The 21,819-nt window shown below is 40.2% G+C and carries 18 protein-coding genes; 4 read left to right on the top strand and 14 right to left on the bottom strand.

Translation table 11 applies throughout. From position 1 onward, the window contains the following. Positions 1–85: 85 nt before the first annotated feature. The 4 genes from yjfF to EV207_RS08150 all read right to left on the bottom strand — a co-directional run bounded on the left by yjfF (position 86) and on the right by EV207_RS08150 (position 4,717). Positions 86–1,114 carry a galactofuranose ABC transporter, permease protein YjfF gene (gene yjfF, locus EV207_RS08165; protein ID WP_132745538.1) on the bottom strand — a complete coding sequence of 343 codons (1,029 nt, stop codon included), beginning with the start codon at positions 1,112–1,114 and terminating at the stop codon, positions 86–88. Then, positions 1,111–2,106 carry an ABC transporter permease gene (locus tag EV207_RS08160; RefSeq protein WP_132745536.1) on the bottom strand — a complete coding sequence of 332 codons (996 nt, stop codon included), beginning with the start codon at positions 2,104–2,106 and terminating at the stop codon, positions 1,111–1,113. Before EV207_RS08160 ends, yjfF begins: the two co-directional genes overlap by 4 nt. Then, positions 2,090–3,625 (bottom strand): sugar ABC transporter ATP-binding protein, encoded by a 1,536-nt coding sequence (locus EV207_RS08155; RefSeq protein WP_132745534.1) that lies wholly within the window; start codon positions 3,623–3,625, stop codon positions 2,090–2,092. Before EV207_RS08155 ends, EV207_RS08160 begins: the two co-directional genes overlap by 17 nt. A 99-nt stretch (positions 3,626–3,724) precedes the next feature. Continuing rightward, positions 3,725–4,717: an ABC transporter substrate-binding protein gene (locus EV207_RS08150; protein ID WP_132745532.1), complete on the bottom strand. Its 993-nt coding sequence runs from the start codon at positions 4,715–4,717 to the stop codon at positions 3,725–3,727. A gap of 233 nt (positions 4,718–4,950) precedes the next feature. Between EV207_RS08150 and EV207_RS08145 the strand changes: the two genes are divergently transcribed. From EV207_RS08145 to EV207_RS08135, 3 genes are read left to right on the top strand one after another with little or no spacing between them, the layout of a single operon-like run. Then, complete coding sequence (locus EV207_RS08145; RefSeq protein WP_132745531.1) at positions 4,951–6,717, top strand: cache domain-containing sensor histidine kinase; 1,767 nt, start codon at positions 4,951–4,953, stop codon at positions 6,715–6,717. Between the two features lie 2 nt (positions 6,718–6,719). Next, complete coding sequence (locus EV207_RS08140) at positions 6,720–8,000, top strand: response regulator transcription factor (RefSeq protein WP_132745529.1); 1,281 nt, start codon at positions 6,720–6,722, stop codon at positions 7,998–8,000. Between the two features lie 15 nt (positions 8,001–8,015). Beyond that, a complete protein-coding gene (locus EV207_RS08135; RefSeq protein WP_132745527.1) occupies positions 8,016–9,008 on the top strand; it encodes a substrate-binding domain-containing protein in 993 nt (330 codons plus the stop codon). 389 nt (positions 9,009–9,397) lie between these two features. On the opposite strand, the gene EV207_RS08130 is transcribed toward EV207_RS08135, so the two are convergent. From EV207_RS08130 to EV207_RS08085, 10 genes are all read right to left on the bottom strand, one after another. Beyond that, positions 9,398–10,081 carry a copper homeostasis protein CutC gene (locus EV207_RS08130; RefSeq protein WP_132745525.1) on the bottom strand — a complete coding sequence of 228 codons (684 nt, stop codon included), beginning with the start codon at positions 10,079–10,081 and terminating at the stop codon, positions 9,398–9,400. Beyond that, complete coding sequence (locus EV207_RS08125; protein ID WP_132745523.1) at positions 10,071–11,456, bottom strand: leucyl aminopeptidase family protein; 1,386 nt, start codon at positions 11,454–11,456, stop codon at positions 10,071–10,073. Before EV207_RS08125 ends, EV207_RS08130 begins: the two co-directional genes overlap by 11 nt. A gap of 20 nt (positions 11,457–11,476) precedes the next feature. Continuing rightward, complete coding sequence (locus EV207_RS08120; RefSeq protein WP_279389180.1) at positions 11,477–12,442, bottom strand: ABC transporter ATP-binding protein; 966 nt, start codon at positions 12,440–12,442, stop codon at positions 11,477–11,479. Beyond that, on the bottom strand, positions 12,429–13,430 hold the full coding sequence (locus EV207_RS08115) for an ABC transporter ATP-binding protein (RefSeq protein ID WP_132745521.1): 1,002 nt from the start codon (positions 13,428–13,430) through the stop codon (positions 12,429–12,431). Before EV207_RS08115 ends, EV207_RS08120 begins: the two co-directional genes overlap by 14 nt. A gap of 13 nt (positions 13,431–13,443) precedes the next feature. Then, a complete protein-coding gene (locus EV207_RS08110) occupies positions 13,444–14,295 on the bottom strand; it encodes an ABC transporter permease (RefSeq protein ID WP_132745692.1) in 852 nt (283 codons plus the stop codon). Positions 14,296–14,357: 62 nt separating this feature from the next. After that, positions 14,358–15,281: an ABC transporter permease subunit gene (locus EV207_RS08105; protein WP_132745519.1), complete on the bottom strand. Its 924-nt coding sequence runs from the start codon at positions 15,279–15,281 to the stop codon at positions 14,358–14,360. 86 nt (positions 15,282–15,367) lie between these two features. Further along, positions 15,368–16,933, bottom strand: a complete 1,566-nt coding sequence (locus tag EV207_RS08100) for a glutathione ABC transporter substrate-binding protein (protein ID WP_132745517.1) — start codon at positions 16,931–16,933, stop codon at positions 15,368–15,370. 17 nt (positions 16,934–16,950) lie between these two features. Further along, positions 16,951–17,943 (bottom strand): asparaginase, encoded by a 993-nt coding sequence (locus tag EV207_RS08095; protein ID WP_132745515.1) that lies wholly within the window; start codon positions 17,941–17,943, stop codon positions 16,951–16,953. Beyond that, positions 17,940–19,118, bottom strand: a complete 1,179-nt coding sequence (locus EV207_RS08090) for an ROK family transcriptional regulator (RefSeq protein WP_165886873.1) — start codon at positions 19,116–19,118, stop codon at positions 17,940–17,942. Before EV207_RS08090 ends, EV207_RS08095 begins: the two co-directional genes overlap by 4 nt. Positions 19,119–19,407: 289 nt before the next feature. Then, positions 19,408–19,785, bottom strand: coding sequence for a PH domain-containing protein (locus tag EV207_RS08085; RefSeq protein WP_132745511.1), 378 nt, complete (start codon positions 19,783–19,785; stop codon positions 19,408–19,410). 152 nt (positions 19,786–19,937) lie between these two features. Between EV207_RS08085 and EV207_RS08080 the strand changes: the two genes are divergently transcribed. Further along, positions 19,938–21,455 carry a flavin monoamine oxidase family protein gene (locus tag EV207_RS08080; RefSeq protein ID WP_243646992.1) on the top strand — a complete coding sequence of 506 codons (1,518 nt, stop codon included), beginning with the start codon at positions 19,938–19,940 and terminating at the stop codon, positions 21,453–21,455. The last annotated feature ends 364 nt before the right edge of the window (positions 21,456–21,819 follow it).

Here is a 21,819-nt window from a genome sequence, read left to right as displayed (position 1 = left end):
TTTTTGTCTTTATTTTTACAACTCACCTAACTTCTAGTTTGACAGCTCACATCACCTCCTTTAATAGAAAACAACCCTCAAGCATTTATATACTTGATCGCTTTTCCGCCTTGATTTCCTCTTTCCTACTCACCTTTGTGCTTCTATACTTGAATTTCCCCGTCACTATCAATTTCTGAAGGACAATAAAGAGGCATAATAATAGGCCAATGACAATTTTTGTCCACCAGGAGCTAAGCGTCCCTTGAAAAGTAATAATCGTTTGAATAACCCCAGTGCTTAATGTGCCAAGCAATGGTCCTATGATATGACCATAACCTCCTGTTAATAAAATGCCGCCAATGACACATGCTGCAATCGCATCCATTTCCATGCCTAATAAATGCATAGCAAAACCGGATAAGGTGTAAACCGTAAAGACAATACCCGCTAACGCGGAACAAAAGCCGCTTAGCATATAAACCATGACTTTCGTTCTCCTTACAGGTAGACCCATCAACAAACTTGACCGTTCATTCCCGCCTAAAGCGTAGACATTTCTTCCAAATGACGTAAACTTCGCAACATATACTCCAGCGACAACAATGATGATTGCTGCAACTGCACCTATAGACAAGAAACTGCCACCTGGAAAGGGGATTATAATCTCGGAAAACTTTAAAAATAACTTATTATTAACCGCGATGTTATCTGTACTAATTAATTGCGCTGATCCCCTAGCAAAAAACATGCCTGCCAATGTCACAATCCAGGGATGGAGGTGAAAACGAGTAATAAGAAAACCCTGGGCAAAGCCGAATAAAACCCCAATAATAAGCACAAAAATGATGACAAGATAAGGGTTTACCCCTTGCTTTAAGAGGAAAGCAATAATTGTACTGACCAGTGCCACCATTGCCCCTACAGAGAGATCAATACCTCCAGTAATAATGACAAAAGCAAGGCCAGTTGCAACAATGATTAAATAGGCATTGTCAATGAACAAATTTAAAAAGACCTGCAAAGAAAAGAAACCCTCATAAAGAATCGAGCCGCTTCCAAACAAAACAATAAATAAAAGCAATGTTGCAAGAATCGTAATGTTGTTTCCACCAATTTGAAATTTTATTTTCATACCTCGACCGCCTTCTTACGCATAAACATTTCCCTGAACGCATTGGATTGAAGAAGGCAAACAATGATGACAATAACCGCTTTGGCGACCATCACCGTTTCCGGAGGTATACCCATGGTGTAGATTGTTGTTGTTATTGTCTGAATAAATAGTGCAGCAACAACGGTACCACCAAGATAAAACCTCCCACCGCTCATCGACGTTCCACCTATTACGACTGCAAGAATAGCGTCAAGCTCAATCCATAATCCCGCATTGTTTGCATCGGCACTATTTACATTTGAGCTAATAAGAATACCGGCAATGGCAGCACAAATCCCGCTAACGACATAGACAATGAACATTATTTTTTTAACATTGATGCCTGCGAACCTGCTTGATGTTTGATTTCCCCCTACCGCTTCCAAGAAAAGCCCCATTGCGGTTTTCCTCATGAGAAAATACAACAGAATAAAACAAACGACTGCAACAAATACCGAAAAAGGAAATCCCAATAAATACCCTGCACCTATAAAATGATAGGCTTTACTGTGAACTGTTATGATTTGGCCATTTGAAATAAGTTGAGCAATGCCACGGCCTACAGTCATTAATATAAGTGTACCTACCATAGGGTTAACACCTATATATGCGACAAGCACCCCATTCCAAATGCCACAAAGCACCCCAACCCCTATTGCTGCAAGTAATGCTATGAAAATCGAATGGCTTTGGATAAGCGTCGCTGCGGTTGTTGCTGATATAGCTAGAACTGAACCGACTGAAATATCGATACCCTCCTTCGCGATGACCAATGTCATGCCTAACGAAATGATGAGAAGAGGTGTCATACGATTTAAAATATCAATTGGACTTCCAAATAAATGGCCGTTATAAATCTTAATGTCGAAAAAGCCTGGTATTAAAATAAGGTTAATGATGATAATACATATCAGTGCGATCAGAGGCCAAAACATTTTCGATTGTGCAAACCTTTTAACCAATGTCTTCATTTGCCGCTTTGACACCTCCTTCGCCTATCAATTTCATTATTTTAGTTTCCGTTATGCCATCCCCTTCTAATTGACCAATTAGCGAACGGTCGCGAAGAATGACAACACGGTCACAACACCTAACGAGCTCTTCTAATTCTGAAGAAATTAATAAAATCGTCATCCCTTCAGCCGCTAAAGACAAGATAATTCTGCGAATCTCCCCTTTTGCACCAATATCTATGCCTCTCGTCGGCTCATCAAGAATGAGTAATTTTGGATTTGTGGTGAGCCACCGTGCTAAAATGACTTTTTGCTGATTTCCGCCACTTAAATTACCGATTTTTTGTTCCATACTCGGTGTTTTAATCTTTAACAGATCAATGTACTTCTGTGCCAACTGGCACTGCTTTTTTAAAGGCATATATGAAAAATAGCCGCGTTTTGCCTGCAACGCAAGCACGATATTTTCCCGAATCGTCAGATCTTCAACAACACCCTCTACTTTTCGATCCTCTGGACAAAATGCGATGCCATTTTTAATCGCTTTTCTTGGGTACATTAATGTCATCATGTTATTGTCTATCGTGATATTGCCTTGATCAGCCTGATCAATGCCAAAAATTAGCTTAGCCATTTCAGTTCTTCCGGAACCGAGAAGTCCCGCAATCCCGATCACTTCCCCGGTTCGAATAGCCAAATCAAACGCTTCTATAGAGCCATGTTTCTCTAAACCATTAGTCTTTAAGAAAGTTTGGCCTTCCATCACTCTTGGCTTCCTTCTTTTGTTGGGCAGTTCTTCACTTGTCACTGATGTACCTCCTACCATTTTGGCAACAAGCTGAGTCTGCGTAAGCTCAGAGGTTTTGTACTCCCCTACCAACAACCCATTTCTTAACACCGTCATACGGTCGGATATCTCAAAGACTTGCTTAAGAAAATGGGAAACGAAAATAATTGCCATACCTTCATTCTTAAGTTTTCTCATAATCTTAAATAATTCTTGTACTTCTCGGCTGTCCAAGCTTGAGGTTGGCTCATCAAGTATTAATACACCCGAAGACATATCAACAGCACGGGCGATCGCTATCATTTGTTGGATAGCGATAGAGTAAGAGGAGACGAGGCGGGATACATCAATTTGAATATGAAGTCTTTCAAGAATTTGTTTTGCCTGTTCATTCATCGTATTCCAGTCAATTTTCCCGTTTTTTTTCGGGAGTCTTCCAATAAAAATATTTTCCGCTACTGAAATATTTGGGCATAAGTTTATTTCCTGATAAACCGTACTAATCCCTATGTTTTGCGCCTCTTGGGGTGTTTTCGGTGAGATCCTTTTATCGTTGAATAATATCGTTCCTTCATTAGGTTTTTGAACACCTGTCATAACTTTAATGAGCGTTGATTTCCCGGCACCATTTTCCCCCATTAGCGCATGAATTTCACCCCTTCTTAATGTGAAATTCACCTTGGACAACGCTTTGACACCTGGGAAAAACTTACTTACCCCCGCCGCTTTTAAAATCGTTGTTGTATCCATACCTCATTCTCCTTGTATTAAAAATGTCACATGTCCCTTATTTGGCAAAATAAATGACGAATCAGACCTTTTCATGATCCATCATCTATTTTAAAAAGATTAATATTTTCTATCTGGCAAGGCGTCAATCGCTTTTTGACCTTCGTATACATCCTCTTTAGATTTGATCCATTTGTCTACCTTCTTGCCATCACGTAATTCCTTTGCTACTTGCGCGAGCTGTGGCCCGAGTAGCGGATTACATTCAACAGTTATGTTTGACTTGCCATCTTTAATTGCTTGAAAGGCATCCTTAATTCCATCAACGGAAACAATCTTAATATCCTTTCCGGACTTAAGTCCGTACTCCTCAATTGCCTGAATTGCACCCATGGCCATATCATCGTTATGTGCGAATACGGCATCAATGTTTTTCCCATCTGCTTTTAAGAACGCTTCCATGACTTCTTTCCCCTTTGATCTTGTAAAATCAGCCGTTTCCGATTTTTTTATTTTATAACCTGGATATTTTTTGAGCTGTTCAGCAAATCCCTTTTGTCTTTCAATCATGGCGCTTGCACCGACTGTGCCTTGCAGTTCAACGATATTCACCTTTTTATCAGGACCGATCAAATTAGCAAGATATTTAGCTGCATTTTTGCCTTCTTCAATGAAGTCAGACCCAATAAAGGTGGTATATAGTGAGTCATCATCAACCTTAATTCTTCGGTCTAACAAAACCACAGGGATTTTTGCCCTTTTTGCTTCTCTGAGAACTTTCTCCCACCCGGTTTCAACCACCGGAGCCAAAGCGATCACATCGACCTTTTGAGCAATAAATGAGCGAATCGCTTTAATTTGATTTGATTGCTTTTGCTGTGCATCAGAAAACTTAAGTTCAATTTCTGGATCATTTTTGCCCATTTCTTTAATTGACTTAGTCTCCGCTGTCCGCCATCCGCTTTCAGCACCGATTTGCGAAAAACCAATCACAATTTTCTTATCATCTTTTTTCCCTTCGGAAGCGGCGGAACCGCCGCCATTGCACGCTGCCATCAGAGCGAGCACAAACACAACGCCTATAAGTAAGCCAACCCTCATCATTCTTTTCATTTGAATCCCCCTAAATTCGAAATATATTTATCATGTACATAAAATTATAGAGCGCTTACATGCCAGGATAAATGGAATTAAATTTGATTTTTTTGCGATTTATTTTGCTAATTAAAGAATCTGAAGTTGAATAGTGTAACTTATTTTGAATAGTGTAAATTTTTATCTTTACACTAAGAAGATATTTGTTAAAATATTTAATAAACATATCTTCCCTGAATGGAAAGGTTAAAATGATGCAAACAAAATGGCCTACAATAAGCCTTAGAACAAAGTTATTAACAATGTTTATCATCTTAACGGCGGTCCCGCTTATCATCGTAGGCATCATTTCTTATATGAAGTCATATCAAACCGTTTGGGATCATAGCATTGCTTCCAGTTCACTGATCGCTGAAAGCGTCTCACGTAAAATTGACACTTTTGTTCAAGATATTGAAAAGCAATATGTCGAACTCGCTGACAATCAAAGCGTTCTCCACTTTTTAACAACAGATGGCGATACATATGAAGAGGCCAAGGACATATTAAATACATTTAATCTCTTAAGAGAAACCTATAAATTCACAAATAAAATTATCGATGTTAAGATTATCAATCGCTATGGAAGAGGTATTAGTGAAAGAAAAGGTGTTTATAAACGTAGTACTGATGAAATGAAAAACAAAAAATTCCTAAATATATTAAACAATCCAAACGAACCATTGATTATATCATCGGACCATACATCAGAAGCAAAACACCCGACGGTATCGATCATGATGGCCGTTAAACATACCATTACAAACGAAGTTATCGGGTTTATGACAATAGATATAGACGCCGCTTTATTTAAGACATTTTGCAGTGATGCAAAACTGGGCAATACTGGCCACTTTTATATAGTTGAGAGGAAAGGCAATCCCATTTTTATGCCAACAAAAGTGAAGAACGCCACCCATTATCATCTGAAAAATATGCAGACCGTTCTTACTAACAAAAAAGGAAACTTTATTGAGCATTCGAACCAGGGCCGTCAATTTGTTGTTTACTCAACTTCACGATTAACTGGCTGGAAGGTTATTGGCGAGGCCCCGCTGAATCAAGTCATGAAGGCAGCATATGATATACGGCATTTTATATTTATTAGCGTTTTCCTAAGCACGTTGTTTGCTATTATCTTGTATTTCTTCATTTCGTCACGGCTAACCCGCCCTATTTTGGATTTGAAGGGGAAGATGGAACAAGCTGCTGCAGGCCATCTGGATACCAAGGTGATTAATCATAGCCAAGATGAAATTGCTGACCTTGGCAATAGTTTTAATATCATGCTAAAAAAAATTAGGGCGCTTATAAACAACAGCATTAAAGAACAGAAACAAATAAAAAAGGCTGAAATCCGCGCCATGCAAGCTCAAATTAATCCCCATTTTTTATATAACACTCTCGATTCGATTGTTTGGATGGCAGAAGCAAAAAAAAGCCGGGAAGTCATTGAATTGGTGAAATCACTATCACACTTTTTTCGCATTACGCTTAGCAAAGGCAGAGATCAGATCCTATTAAAGGACGAGATAGAACACGTCAGGAATTACTTAACCATTTTAAAAATGAGATACAATGATATATTCGATTTTCAAATCGATATTGACCCAAAAATTTATGATTGCAACATCCTAAAGCTTACATTACAGCCTGTCGTTGAAAACGCACTGTATCATGGCATAAAAAATAAACGCGGGATTGGATCGATTAGAATTACAGGTAAGGACATTTTAAAAGACCAAATCAGAATAGAAATCATTGATAATGGAATCGGGATGACCGAAGAGAAATTAGCCGACATCCGTTCACAGTTATCCAGCGATGATCGGGATCATCTGAATGACCGCGGCTTTGGTCTAAATAATGTTCATAAACGACTGCAATTCTATTATGGCAAACCATTCGGTGTCACAATAGAAAGTACTTATTTACAAGGGACAACCGTTTTAATAACCATACCTGCAAAGAGGTCATAATCATGAAAAAGGTCTTTCTTATTGATGATGAGATTTTAATAAGAGAAGGGATTCGAAACCATATTGCTTGGCATAACGAGGGATTCAATTTTTGTGGAGATGCGGCGGATGGTGAAATTGCCCTCCCTTTAATTGAAAAAGAAAAGCCTGATATTCTCATAACCGATATTCAGATGCCATTTATGGATGGTCTGCAAGTCAGTCGGATTATCCGCCAAAAAATGCCCTGGATTAAAATTATTATTCTAAGCGGTCATGATGAATTTCACTATGCCAAGGAAGCGATTAGCATTGGCGTTATGGAGTATGTTCTAAAGCCATTTAGTTCTTCCGACTTACTACGGCTCCTTCATAAGGTAGCAAAACAAATCGATCTGGAACAAAGTGCAAGAGACCAATTAGAGGAACTGCAAAATCAAAATAATAATCGCCTTCGTGTTTCACAAGAAAGATTTTTCAATGATCTCTGTTTAGGCACCTTGACGCCTTCGGAAGCCATCGAGATGGCGGACGCTTTACAGCTTGATGTGATTTCTAAATATTACATGGTTATAATAACCGAGTATGAGTTGTTAAAGGATAATCAAAGTGCAGAAACATACGGTAATATTAGGGACCATTTGATGATTAAGTTAAAACACGTCGAAAATTTATTTTATTTTCAACGGAGCATTAAGGAAACCGTTTGGATTTATAAAAGAGATGACGTCAACGAACTGGAAGCATTGATCCCATCATTTATCAATCCGCTTAAATCGGATATCGAAAAAAAATATCCTTGTGTTTTCAATGTTGGGGTTGGTGGGATTAAAGAGCGTATTCGAGGCATTTCACTATCGTTTGCTGAGGCGGATAAAGACAAAATCTATCAAACAATTAAAAGGAAAAATCCATCCTTTGATTTAAATGAACAGAAAATACAGGATGTGATGCGCTTTGAAGAAAATCTAGGCCTGAATCAAAGCATTGTTGAACAGGCAAAGGATTATATTGTAAAACACTATGATCAAACTGATCTTTCTCTTAAAAGCGTTTCGGCACATGTGAATGTTAGCCCTAGCTATTTTAGTGCTATGTTCAGCCAAGAAACTGGGCAAACATTCATTAATTATTTGACGCGTACAAGGATAAACCGAGCAATGGAGCTGCTCACCTCAACAAAGGAAAGGTCATATAACATTGCTTACATGGTAGGTTATAATGACCCCCATTACTTTAGCAATACTTTTAAAAAGGTGACAGGATTATCGCCAATGGCGTTTAGAAGGCAAGGATCAAGATGACAAGGAGGATGATCCATGGACGGGAAAGGATCAAGGAAGCTTTTCTTTATTTTTATGATATTCTTATGTTTACTCCTCCTTTTGTCCGGCGGATTCAACTTGACTCAACACACTCAAAAGCCAGCCACAACACACAAAGTCCATAAAAATAAAAATGCAGAGAAGCGCTCTTTTGCCATTGTCTACCCCGTTGCACACCCCTTTTTTCAAAGTGTCACACAAAGTGCTGAAGAAACAGCAAAAAGTTTAGGCGTTAACGTATCCATTTGGGCTTCACAAATTTCGGATGTCAAACAACAAATCCGTATTATGGAAGATCTGATACAAAAGCATGTTGACGGTATCGCGATTGGCCCCGTTGACTCAGAAGCACTGACACCAATCATTAATAAAGCTGTCGATGAAGGCATCAAAGTCATCTGTTTTGACACAGATGCCCCCAACAGCAAAAGAACAGCCTATATAGGGACGAACAACTATTTAGCTGGGCGCTCCATGGGTGAAGTCGTCGCCCAACTCCTTCATGGTAAAGGTACTATAATTGGAGGAACTGGAACGGCAACTTTGCTAAACCTTAAACAAAGGATCAACGGTATGAAGGATGTATTAAAGAAATATCCAAATATTAAATTGTTAGAGATAAAGCCAAATGATAGCATCCCGAACAGGGCCCTCTCAAATACCGAGAAGATGATCAGAAGTCATCCCCATTTTGATTTATTTGTCGGTATGGATTCCCTTTCTGGCCCTGCGGCGATTACTGTTTGGAAGGCAATGGGGCTCAAAAAGGAGCTCGTGACATTTGATGGTCTACCGATTATATTAAACGGCATTGAAAATGGACAAGTGACAGCTACAATTGCCCAACGTGAATTTACGTGGGGTAAGCTAATCATTAAACGCCTAAATGAAGCATGTGAAGGAAAAGAGATATCTGAAATTGAAGATACAGGTACGATTAAAATCACAAAAGATAATATAAAAGGTTATTTGAAGGCATCTCATTAATTTTTCTAAGACTAAGCCCCTAAAAAGAGACTGGGACAAAACTAAAAGAGTTCATTCATATGCCGAACAATAAAATTTGAAAAGCATAATTGCAAATGCGAAGCGTAGTCAAAATACGGAGACTCCTACGGGAACAGCACGGGTCCGAAGACCCCGCAAGAAAGCGGTTTTTGCTTTCTGAGGAGGCTGAGGCCGTGCCCGTGGAAAGCGAAGTATTTTGACGGAGCACTTCGTTGTTTTCTTATGTAAAATAAAAATCCGAACTATTCAGATAGGATGTCTGAATGAGTTCGGATTTTTCTATTAGTAAAAAACTTCTGTCCCAGCCTCTTTTATCAGTACTACTATAACGAAATCACTGGCGGTAGGTGTCCAAAAGGAACGACCTTTTAAACCAATTCACGAATCCTTCCAATCTTCCGGGAATCAATCGAATATAAAAACGATCCATTGACCCGAACCCCTGAACCAAAATGATATTCCTTGGCTTGAAGCACATTATGAATAGCGTTAACATTGTCGCTGTTTAACCCGGATCCGACTAAAATCTTCGGCCCGCCTGATTCTTTTGAAAGGTTGACTAACCTTTGCAGCTGATTCAGTCCTTCTTCGGCTTTTGGCGCACCTCCTGAAGTGAGGATTCTTTCAACAGCTTTGTAGGAACAGAGGGTTTGATAGGCCTTTTCTTGATTAACAACGTCATCAAAAGCTCGATGGAAAGTCATGCCCATGCCATCAATAAGATTAATTACTTTGGAAAGCGTGGCCTCGTTGATCTCATTATTCTCATTTAGACAGCCAAACACGATCCCAGGAGCTCCTAATGTCTTTACCATCTTTACATCCTCTTCGATTTTGCTCCAATCGGCTGCATTATAATTGAAGGTGCGGCTATGCGGCCTAACCATGACAAAAACCGGGATCGTTACAGATTCTAATACCCCTTTAATCGTGTCATAAGCCGGCGTGAGGCCTCCCTCGTTAATGGCAGAAACCAGTTCCAAACGATCCGCCCCGGCTTTTTCAGCATCCCTTGCATCCTTTTCATTTTGAACGATCACTTCAATTTTCATTTTTAATTTCTCCTAACACAAAATCCGCCAAAAGCCTCGCACCATAACCTGACGCGCCAGATGTATAATATCCGAACGCTTTCCACGATTGCACTGTATTTGCCATGTCAATGTGTAACCATTTAGTTGACGGATTTATAAAATGATTCAAAAAAACCGCGGCAGTAATTGCTCCTCCAAATGGCGATGTCCCGACGTTGGAAATGTCTGCATAAGGGTTTTTTAACCACTCATCATAGTCTGTCACGAGCGGCATCGGCCATACATGATCGCCATTGCTACTGCCAATCGCTTTCATCTTTTCAGATAGATCGTTATTATTGCTCCACACACCTGCAACTTTTAGACCAAGAGCGTGGCCGATCGAGCCAGTTAAGGTAGCGATATCTACGACTGTAACAGCACCCAATTCCTGAGCAAACAATAACGCGTCCGCTAAAATTAAGCGTCCTTCCGCATCGGTGTTAACCACTTGAACAGAAACATTATTTTTATATTGGATAATTTCTGAGGGTAATAGCGACCGGGCATCAGGAACATTGTCTACTACAGGAATGAGAGCCGTGACATTAACCCGCGCCTCCATGCCGCTAAGCAGCTTTACCGCTCCTACAACTGCAGCGGAGCCGCCCATATCCATCTTCATGTCCGCAAAATCACCGCTCTTAGCATTAATACCCCCAGTATCAAAGGTTACCCCTTTGCCGACCAAAGCAATATGCGGGGCTTCGTCTGACCCACAGTAACTTAATTGGATAAGCTTAGGACTGTAATGACTGCCGCGCGCCACGGATAAAATGCCGTTTAATTCTAGTGATTGTAATTCATCCTCCGTATGTACCGTGATCTCCACCATAGAATCTTGAAAAATATCCTGCAATAAAACATCATACGTATCCGGATTTAATACATTCGGCGGTTCATTGCAAAGATCACGCGTTGCTTTAACAGCATCACTCCGGCACAGAGCGGTCTGCCGGCAGTCATCATCTTGGCCCTCCATATAAAGCTCAACCCTGGTTCCCTTTTTATCTTTTTTATACTTACTAAAGGTGTATTGGCCTAAATACCATCCTTCATAAAAAGCCGTCGTTAACTGAGAGGCAGTGTATTCAGGAAATGTTTGTGTAAGATGATCAAGGTCCAAATGTGCATTAGACCATTCCTTTGATTTTATGAATTTACTGATCTCACCCGCAATATGCCTGACATCATCCAATGTCAATGGGTTCTTTTTAACACCAGCGTATAAGAGATATTGCTCTTTGGTATATGCGGGTGTGATTTGCCCGAAATCAAAGATCCCCTCATGCCAAAGGGGATTATTTTTATCCATATGATCTGAACGGATCAATTGAATCGCTAACTTTTCCATTTTCTAACCAGCTTTCTATATTAATATAAGTGACACGCCACCATTTGTCCCTCTACTTTTTTTAGCTGCGGTTCCACCGTTTTACAAATATCCATTGCATGAGGACACCGCGAATGAAATTTGCATCCTTTGGGGGGATTTGCTGCGTTTGGAATCTCGCCTTTAAGCATAATCCTCTCCCTTTTAACCTTTGGATTGGGTATAGGCACAGCAGACAACAGCGCCTGTGTATAAGGGTGTTTTGGGCGGCTGAAAATGTCCTCCGCTGGAGATATTTCTACAATATTCCCCAAATACATCACAGCGATCTTATCACTAATATGCTCTACAACACTCAAATCGTGGGAGATAAATAAATAGGTTAATTGGTAGTTCTCCTGCAATTCCTTTAAGAGATTCAAAACCTGAGCTTGGATCGACACGTCCAGTGCTGATACTGGCTCATCAGCTATAATTAGTTCAGGCTTCAAAATCAGTGCTCTCGCAATCCCAATACGCTGCCTTTGGCCGCCGCTGAATTCATGAGCATATTTATCAAGATGATATGCATCAATACCGCATACATCTAATATCTCTTGGACCATTGTCTTCCTTGTTTCCTTTGATAGTTCAGGGTGATGAATTTTCAATGGTTCATCCAAGATATCCTTGATTTTCATTCTTGGGCTTAATGAGGCGTAAGGGTCTTGGAAAATCATTTGCATTGGCTTTCGATAAGATCGCCAAGCCTTTTCATTTGCACCCGTCAGGTTTTTTCCCTTAAAGATTATTTCCCCGTCATCCGATTTAATCAGCCCATTAATCAACCTTCCCAATGTTGACTTCCCACAGCCTGATTCGCCTACCAAACTAAAGGTCTCCCCCCTTTGTATAGAAAAGGAAACTTGATCCACAGCTTTGACATGGCCTTTTGCCGAAAACCAGCCTTTAGACAATGGGAAATACTTCTTAATATTTTTTACTTCTAATAAATTATTTGCTGCCAAGATTCTGCTCCCTCCCAACGTTATTCTGTTGATACAGCCAACAACGGTGTTTCCGTTTTTCTTCGCTTGTTAATTCTGGCTCTTTATTAAAACAGATTTCCATTGCATGTTGACAACGAGGGGCAAATTTGCAGCCATTCGGCATTTGATTTGGGTTAGGAACATGACCCGGAATTGAATACAATCTTGATTTTCTTTCGCCAATTTTAGGAACAGATTCAATTAAATCTTTTGTGTATGGATGGCGCGGTGATTCAAATAATTCATCTACGCTTGCTTCCTCCACAACTCTTCCAGCGTACATGACAATGACGCGATCACATACTTCCGCCACGACACCCAAGTCATGTGTAATCATTAGGATGGCGGTTCCGCGATCGGACTGTAATCTTTTCATTAGCTCTAGTATTTGAGCCTGAATCGTAACGTCAAGAGCTGTAGTTGGCTCATCAGCAATTAAGAGCTCGGGTTCACAAGACATCGCAATGGCAATCATGACCCGCTGTCTCATCCCTCCTGATAATTGATGCGGGTATTCATTCATTATGTCTTCCGCTCTTGGAATACCTACAGATTTCAATGTATCAATGGCATGCTTTTTGGCCTTTTCTTTAGAATATTTCAAATGGAGGATAATGCCCTGCATCAGTTGTTTGCCGATTTTCATAACGGGATTTAAGGATGTCATAGGTTCCTGAAAAATCATCGCAATTTCCTTGCCGCGAATCTTTCTCATACTTCTTTCACTTAAATCTAATAGATTCTCCCCTTTAAAAGTAACCTTTCCATCCTGAATGTCGCCAGTCGTATCGTGGAGAAGGCGCATAATAGATAAGGAAGTGACGCTTTTCCCACAGCCTGACTCCCCAACAATGCCGACAATCTCACCTTTATTGATGCCAAAGTCCACACCATTGACAACAGAAACCCGTTGATTATTATTTTTAAAAGCTGTTTTCAAGCCCTTTACATTTAATAAATCATACATACCCATAACTCCCCTAATCCTTACTTTTTGGATCTAAAACATCACGGAGACCATCGCCCATTATATTAAGAGAAAGTACGGTTAAAAAAATGATCAAGCCTGGGAAAAAGACAAGATGGAAAGCTGTCCCCATGTAATCCCGTGACATGCTTAACATAGCCCCCCAGTCAGATGAGGAAGGTGATGCACCGAGACCAAGAAAGCTTAAACTTGCCGCTGCAAGTATGGCCGTTCCCAAATTCATAGTTAAATAGACTATGATTGTTGAAAAGGTTTCTGGAAACACGTGTTTAAAAATAATACGGCTTTTCGTTGCCCCGATTGAACGGGTAGCTTCGATAAAAAGCATTTCCTTAACCTCCAGTGTTTTGCCTCTGACTACTCTTGCAAATGATGGGATGTTAAAAATAGCGACTGCAATGACAACATTTTGAAGACCCGGTCCTAGAATCGCAATAATGCCAATCGCAAGCAGTATATCCGGAAAGGCAAAAAACACATCACAAATGCGCATAATTGTTTTATCTACCCACTTGCCAAAATAGCCGCTTATTAAGCCTAATATTGTTCCTGCAACAGCCCCTAATAGAACGGAGGAAATGCCAACACCAAGGGATAACCTTGTTCCAACGATTAGCCTGCTGAAAACATCCCTTCCATACTCATCTGTACCAGCAAGGTGTAACCATGATGGCCCTTGAAGAACATGGTTGTAATCAGGTGTTTGTGGGTTATATGGAACAATAGAAGGGCCAATTAAGGCTAAAATAATGAGCAAGCAAAAAAAGAAAAATGATGCAACAGCCGTTTTTTTGTGGATAAACGCCGCACAAAAGGAACGGAGCTTCCCTCTGCTTTTGGGCATATAATCCGTTTTTGTCACGATTTCAGCCAACTTCAACCACCCCTAATAATTGCTAAATAACATTATGTTTCGTAACTAATTTTTGGATTCAAAAAGCCGTACAAAAGATCGACAACTAAATTAACCAGGATGAATTCAAAAGAAAACAGTAATAATTCCGCCTGAACCACTGGATAATCACGCAACTGGATCGAATCAATCAGCAACCGTCCCATACCCGGGAAGCTAAATACAGTCTCAACAACAACCGATCCACCAAGCAAAAATCCGAACTGCAATCCTGCCACAGTAACCACTGGAATAAGAGAGCTTTTCAATGCGTGTCCGAAAACGATCGTCATGCTGCTAAGACCGCGTGAACGTCCCGTTCTTATAAAATCTTCCTTTAAAGTTTGAACGAGAGAAGACCTAGTAAATCGGGCAATCATTGCCATTATCCCTGCACCTAATGCAATTGAAGGCATGATATACCCTTTCCAAGAATCTGCCCCTCCAGTCGGCAGCCAACCAAGCTGGACAGAAAAAAGTTGAATCATGACTAACCCAAGCCAGAAGTTCGGCAGAGATATCCCAGAAACCGCAGTCACCATTCCGCCGTAATCTGGCCAACGGTTTTTAAAAACAGCGGACAAAACGCCAATAAGAATACCGAAAACAAGTGCCCAACCCATACTTAACAACGATAATTCTATGGATGGCAGCATTCTTTCGCCAATTAAATGCATAACCGGAATATGAGACTTAATTGATTCACCAAAGTCACCATGCAAAAGACCATCCATATAAATCAGGTATTGCTGAAAAATAGGTTCATCAAGATGCAATTCATGTCTAATTGCTTGGATCTCCTTTACGGTGGCTTCCTTGCCGGCAATTAACCGCGCTGGATCACCGGGAATAAGGTGAATAAAAAGAAATACTATAAAAGAAACAACAACAAGTAACGGGATGATCCCAATAATTCGTTTGATCACGTACTTACCCAAATGACAGACCTCCCCTTATCAAAATTACCTTTATCATTTTGCGACTAGGGAATAAAAGGAGCTGTTGAAGCAGCCCCTTTAATCCTTCACTTTAGTTGTGCATTTTTTATATTAATAGAACCGTCTGGCAAAACATAAACACCTTTTAAGTTATTCCTGTGTCCAGAAAGAATTGTATCTACTCCTAAGAAGATCCATGGCGCATCACTGTATATATCCTTTTGAATTTGTTTATATATTTTAGCCTGTTCATCAGGATCAGTTGATTTGTTAGCTTTTTTAATCAGACTATCTACTTCATTATTTTTATAATAGGCAGTATTTGCGCCGTTAGGCGGGAATGACTCACTGCTGAATAATGAACGGGTTGCCCCATCAGCATCTCCTGATGATGGTGACCAGCTGACATACCATAGCTGCACTTTGGCTTGGTCAGGTGTTTTAGGCGAATAGATTTCATTCGATAATGTGCCTTGTTCCATTGCTTTTACCTTTAATTTAATGCCGATTTTGGCAAGTTGTTGCTGAACAAACTGCATGCCCTTCATAGTATCTGATGCCGTATCTCCCCAAATTTCTGCTGAAAACCCATTTGGATATCCCGCTTCTTTCATTAATTTTTTTGCTTTATCCAGGTTGTACTCATAAACCCCCTGTTTAGAATAAAATTGGGTTTTAGGGGACATCGTTGAATCTAACTTACTGCCAAAGCCATTCTTTACAACTTTAATGTAAGTATCTTTATTTAAAGCATAGTTCATTGCTAATCGAACTTTTTTATTATTAAATGGTTTCTTATTCGTATTGATGGAAACATATCTTACGATCGTCGATTCAGTCTGATCAATGCTGATATCGCTCGAAGATTTGAGAGACTTCACGTTTTGTTCCGGTAAAGGATAAACAAAATCTGCCTCTCCAGTTTTTAGCATCGCTACGCGCGAACCGTTCTCAGGTACTGATTTGAATGTAACTTTGTTAACTTTCGGATAGTTTGAATCCCAATAATCCGGATTCTTTTTTAAGATCAATGATTCACCTTGATTCCATTTTACGAATTCAAAAGGTCCTGTCCCCACTGGATGAAGACCAATGTTTTTGCCATATTTCTTAATGGCCTTAGGACTAATCATCGGTATCATCGCAAATTTATTTAGCATTGCGCTAAAAGGCTTGGTTAAAGTAAATTGAACGGTGTTGTCATCAATAACCTTAATATCCTTTAAGTTTTTCAAATAGTGTGAAGCGGTCAGTGAACCTTTGGAACCTTGAATTCTATCAAAGTTGGCCTTTACAGCGTTGGCATCAAATGTTGCCCCATCATGGAATTTAACGTTTTTCCTTAAATTAAAGGTATAAACCAATCCGTCCTTACTAACCTTATAATCTGTTGCTAACACAGGTTTAATAGTCATATTCTTATCAAAACCAACTAGACCTTCGTACATAGCGTGTGTAGCTGAAATTGACAAGGTATCGCTTACATTTTGCGGATCAAGCGTCGTAAAATTTTGATTGACTGCAATTGTAATATCCTTGTCATTTTTAGCGGATGATGCACTTTCTGAATCCGAAGGGCCTTTTGCACATGCCGTCATAGCCATTATCATTGCAACAATGAGACACAACCAGGTTATTTTCTTATAATTCATAGTCATCTCTTCTCCTTTTATAAAGTTAAGGTCGTATGACCGATCACTTTTCCATTATCGTTATTGATGTCATGTGATCTAAGCTCATATAATCGCTCAATTGTTTCTTTATTTTCATAGCCGATTTTTTCAAGAATATCGGCAATCAATACTGGCCATACCAATTCAGAGCCGCTCAATACTTTTAAGGCAAAACTCATTTTTTCCTTTCTTAACGAAAAGCAATAAACTCCCTGTGCGCCTCCCTTCGCAATGATGTTCGGGTCCTGTAATAATTCCGTACAAACAAATTGATGTGAAGCAATGATTTTTGGATTTGCATTCATGACCCGGCCAATTTTAACGACTGCCTGTCTAACATCCTCATTCTCTATCATTTCTGGACAAACAAATTTCAGATACGACAAAGCCATATTATATAAGGGAACAGCAAAGATTGGCGCCCCGCAGCCATCTGATCCAATTCCAACTTCCTGCTTAGGTGTCTCTGATAAATTTGAAACCGTCTCAAGAATCTCTTGCTGAAGCGGGTGGTCAGTGTCGTAATACGTGCCGACATCCCAGCCATTTTCCTTTGCACATGCTAGAAACCCAAGATGCTTCCCTGCACAATTATGAAATAATTTTCTTTTAGGATAATGATTCCACAAACAATCCGCTTTAGGTTGGTCATTTAGGGGATAGGATTCATGGCAGATAAGCGAAGACTCCGATAGCTTAAGCTTGTCCAATAGCGATTGCAATGCTCTCCGATGATAGCTTTCCCCTCTATGTGAAGCGATGAAAAGGGCGGATTCTTCAGAAGTCAAACCATATTTTTGGGCAACATCCGTTTTAAAAACCGGAATAGCCTGAAGCGGTTTCATTGCTGAGCGATAAAAGGCGGGGTGCTGGATGTCCCCCTTCTGAAAAACGACCTTTTTATTTTCATCGATGCCACAGACAACACCATGATGGACATTCTCAAGTATGTTTCCTCTGTATTCTGAAACCAAAATGGAATCAATCATTTTAATAGCACCTCTTCAAAATTAAGTTGTTTTATAAATTCCTTTTGTATTTTCATTCCAGCCCCAAGGATCACTCCTTGAGAACCCAGAGATGACGTTTCTAAAGTGAAAGAATCCTTTAAGGGCTCCCAAATTTGAACCGTGCATTTGTTAAAAATTCTTTCTCTCATATAGTTGGACTGCTCAATTAAGGACCCTGTCAGAACAACCATATCGGGATTATTAACGCATACGACATTATTAATGGTTATAGCAGCATACGTTATGGCGCGCTCAATGATATTAATAGCCCAATTCTCGTTCGATTTTGCGGTTGCAATAAGGTCTTGCAAGCTGCGAACATTGCCTTTCTTAGAAGCTTCCTCTAATAAAAACGGTTCAGCTATGTAGGTTTGCAAGCAGCCAAAATTGCCGCAAGAGCAAAGGATGCCATTGCTGTCAACGACGGTATGGCCGATTTCCCCCGCATAATTGGAGTGACCGCGATAGATGTCACCATCAACTATTAATGATGAGCCTACCCCGCTGCCAAAGCCGATCATGGCCATTTTCTTGCTTTTTTTGCCCTTACCAAAAATCCCCTCAGCATAAGCCTTTAGCTTTAATTCATTATCAATAATCACGTCATAACCAAGTACATCCTTAAGCTGTTTTGCAAACTCAACCTGTCGCCATTGCATTTGGACCGACAGATCAACATGGCCGTTGTCAGCATTGATCAAACCAGGCAGGCCGACGCAGACCCCTTTTATTTTATCTGTCTGGATATGGTGTTTTTCTATCAGCTCTTGGATATACTTTTTTAGTTGTGCAATAACAAGTGCTGGGCTTCCTCCTGAATCTCTGTGGTACTCTTCCAAACAAACGATATTTCCCAAAAAGTCAATAAATCCTACCCTTGTTAACTTTTCATCTAGTTCAATCCCAATTGATAGAATCGAACTAGCCTTTACAGCCAATAGATTAGCTTTCCTGCCGACGCCACTCGTCATCTGATCGGTCTCTTCCACAAAGTTAAGCTCTATCAGTGAAGAAACAATCCTGGAAACTGTCGTGGGGCTCATGTTTGTTACTCTGGCAATCTTAGCCCTTGAGACTGGCCCCAATGTTCGAATCAATTCAAGTACTAACCCTTTATTTTCCTTTTTTATGTAATTTTGATCTTTCTTTTTCATAGCATCACCTTTATATTTTTTCTCCATGGGATAAATTATTTATAAAATATAGATTTAGAAAGCTTTAACAAGACAATAAAACACAAATAACCAATAAATCTATGATTAATTACTCCAGTGAAGTTATTAATTAATATATAGTATTCTTTTTCTAAAGTCAATGCAATTCTGAAAATATATAAAAGGGGCATTTTTTGTCTGCACTCATATTTTGATCAAAAAAGAAACCGCCGTCCATCTTACTGAAGGACGACGGTCTTTTGTCATTGCTGAGGTAAATGCAGATCCCTTAAACACAAACAGTTGCTAATACTTTTTGTATATCGTAGATGGCATTGTCTTTTTTAAACTGTTTAGAAACTGCAGGTGTACTTGCCCCTGAAATCCAAATTTTCAATTCAGCATCTAAATCAAAATGGCCTGCGGTTTCTACACTAAAGTGAGAAATACTTTTATAAGGAATGGAATGATAATCTATTTTCTTGCCTGTTAAACCTTGCTTATCAACCACAATAAAACGCTTGTCTGTAAAAACAAGTAAATCTCTTACTAGTTTAAAAGCGAAATCAATTTCTTCAGATTCGGTTAAAATATCAGCTAGCTCTCTTTTTACATCTTCCTTATCTACATTAGATGCATTTCCCAGCATACCGCCTAATAATCCCATCTTGCCATCCCCTTTGCTCATTTTGTTCTACATGATTAGAAAACTCGGGTATCACATTCAAGTCTATGTCCAATTGTGTTTTTTCATTATATCGTTTTTTTTGGTGCCTGGCACCAAAAAATCATAACCCGAACCCTTAGGCGAATAGGATAATGGTAAATCCTAAAGTTTGTTTGGAGGAAGAGGAATTGGCAGATTACAAGCCTTCTTCATTGTCGTATGAAGAAATGCTTTTTACCATTAGACAAGGCTTAAGGCCAACACAGCTCCCAAAAAAGATTATTGTTGCCGGTGCTGGCATGGCGGGGTTAGTTGCGGCATCCCTTTTAAAAAAAGCGGGGCATAGCGTAACGATTTTAGAGGCTAACGACCGGATTGGCGGCCGTGTATACACCTTAAGGTATCCTTTTGTCGATGATTTGTACCTTGATGTCGGTGCGATGCGGATCCCAAATACCCATCATTTAGTCTTGGCATACCTAGAAAAATTCCGCCTGCCAATAAATGAATTTAAAAATACAACGCCTCAAGATCTCATTTATGCTAACGGAATCAAGACAAACCTTCGAACGTATTGGCAGAACCCGGATATTTTAAAATACCCTGTAGCACCGCACGAAAAAGGAAAAACAGCAGAAGAACTGCTACTGTCAGCAATAAAACCAGTGATCGATTTTATTCAGCAAGACCCATTAAACAACTGGCCCGTGGTTCTAAAGAGGTTTGATAGCTACTCAATGGGCGACTTCCTAAGATATAATCCGGTAGGGGCGTCTTTATCGCCCGGTGCGTTAGAAATGGTTGAAGTTATTATTGATCTTGAGGGATTTCTAGAGCTTGCTTTCACCTCAATTCTCAGAGAGTTCCTGCCGCTGTTAAATCTAAACATGTCTTATTATGAGGTCGAGGGTGGAAATGACCGGCTGCCAAAGGCTTTTATCCCATACTTGAAGGAAGACATCTTGCTAGGGCATAGGATGACAAAAATCAGACACCATAATGACGGAAAAGTCACCATCCGCGCCACCCAAACCACTAGCTTAAGGCAGCTGGAATTCACCGCGGATCTTGCCATTGTGACTGTCCCCTTTTCTGTGCTTTCCATTATCGACATTGAACCGCGCCATACTTTTTCTCACAATAAATATAAGGCTATTAGGGAACTTCACTATGCTAGCTCCACCAAAATCGGGCTTCAGTTCACACACAGATTCTGGGAGAAAGAAGGGCTCCGGGGCGGGAAATTGATCACGGATATGCCGATTCGATTTGCTTATTATCCAAGCCATTTAATTGGTTCCTCGGGATCCGGTATAATATTGGCAAGTTATACATGGGAGGATGATACGCTGCCATGGGATAGTCTACCTGAGTCAAGCCGAATTAGGCATGCGTTGGATAACTTGGCAACCGTCCACGGCAATTCAATTTATGACGCATTTCTTACAGGAGCCTCCCAAAGTTGGGCTCACGACCGATTCACTGGCGGCGGAGCCTTTTCATTGTTCAAACCAAGTCAGCAAACGGAGTTATTTCCTTATATCTATGCCCCTGAGGGAAGCGTTCATTTTGCAGGGGACCATACGTCAACCCTCCCCGCCTGGATGGAGGGAGCCATCCAATCAGGGATTAGAGTGGCCCATGAAATCAATGATCTGCCGAGAAGATAAGGCGGCGGATGGTTCTTTGGACCACTCATAGGGATTCAAATCGCTTATGAACGACCTCAAGGCCGTATTTTTTCCGACTTCGGGCTTTCATCTCACCTATGAACGACCTCGAGACCGTATTTTTACTGACTTCGGGTGTTCATCGCCACTATGAACGACCTCGAGGCCGTTTTTTTCCGACTTTGGGCTTTCATCGCCTTTATGAACGACCTCGAGGCCGTATTTTTACCGACTTTGGGCTTTCATCTCACCTATGAACGACCTCGAGGCGTATTTTTACTGACTTCGGGCTTTCATCACCCTTATGAACGACCTCGAGGCCGTATTTTTACCGGCTTTGGGTGTTCATCGCCACTATGAACGA

The sequence above is a fragment of the Scopulibacillus darangshiensis genome (assembly GCF_004341035.1).
Classification (GTDB): Bacteria; Bacillota; Bacilli; order Bacillales; family Sporolactobacillaceae; genus Scopulibacillus; species Scopulibacillus darangshiensis.
This window is presented reverse-complemented; position numbering and strand designations above follow the sequence as displayed.